Origin of the sequence: Streptomyces sp. NPDC127084 (assembly GCF_042724175.1) — a bacterium.
Lineage (GTDB): Bacteria > Actinomycetota > Actinomycetes > Streptomycetales > Streptomycetaceae > Streptomyces.
The window spans coordinates 1-1,083 of record NZ_JBHXFA010000422.1 but is presented as its reverse complement, the minus strand read 5'-3'; the positions used below and the strand labels follow the sequence as shown (position 1 = coordinate 1,083).

The 1,083-nt window shown below is 70.0% G+C and carries 1 protein-coding gene; it reads left to right on the top strand.

Annotated features, from left to right (window positions below; all coding sequences use genetic code 11):
- Positions 1-1,083 (top strand): peptidoglycan recognition protein (locus ACFWI9_RS34710; RefSeq protein WP_387169385.1); only part of this gene is annotated, 1,083 nt, incomplete at both ends.

Sequence of the window (1,083 nt, the reverse complement as noted above, 5' to 3'; positions counted from 1 at the left end):
CCGTACCCGCGACCGCACCCTGGGCGCGGCCCCCGAACAGGGCCTCACCCGGGACGACGTCCACCGCTTCTCCCTGGTCGGTGTCACCTGGTCCGACCCCGACACCGAACTGCGCGGCCAGGTCCAGGTCCGCACCCGGGCCACCGGCACCGGTGAGTGGTCCGGCTGGCAGGACGTCGACACCCACAACGAGGACCACGGCGCCGACCCCGGCACCGCCGAGCGCGACTCGGGCCACGTCCACGGCTCCACGGCCCCGCTGTGGGTGGGCGACTCGGACGGAGTGGACGTACGGGTAAAGGCGGACACGGCCACGACACGGACCGTGGGAAACCGGTCGTCGGCGCTCCCCGCCGGCCTGCACCTGGAACTGGTGGACCCCGGCGCGGAACCCCCGCCCGCGGGCGCCCGCCCGACCACGAACCGCGCCGCCACCCCCCTCGCCGCCACCGAGCTCCCGGCGCTGAGCAAGCAGGACACCGAACGGGAGCTGGTCGCCCTGCGCGGCAAGGCGCAGCCGTACATCGGACCGCGCCCGCGCATCGTCACCCGGCGCGGCTGGGGCGCCGACGAGAAGCTGCGGGAGAAGGGGTTCGTGTACACGAAGAAGGTCAAGGCGGCCTTCGTGCACCACACCGCCACCGGCAACAACTACCGCTGCTCGCAAGCCCCTTCAGTCATTCGTGGTATCTACCGCTACCACGTCAAGAGCAGTGGCTGGCGTGACATCGGCTACAACTTCCTCGTCGACAAGTGCGGAACCATCTACGAGGGTCGCGCCGGGGGAGTGACGAAGGCGGTCATGGGCGCCCACACGCTCGGTTTCAACACCGACAGCATGGGGATCGCGGTCCTCGGAACCTTCGGCAGCGCCAAGCCGTCCGCGGCGGCGGTGACCGCCATCGCGAAGCTCACCGCGTGGAAGCTCGGGCTCTACGGGGTCAATCCGCGCGGCAAGACATACCTGAAGTCCGGCGGTGGCAATCTCTACCGAAAGGGAAAGAACGTACGACTCAACGTGATCTCCGGCCATCGGGACGGGTTCGCCACGGAATGCCCAGGGCGGCAGCTCTACGGCAAGCT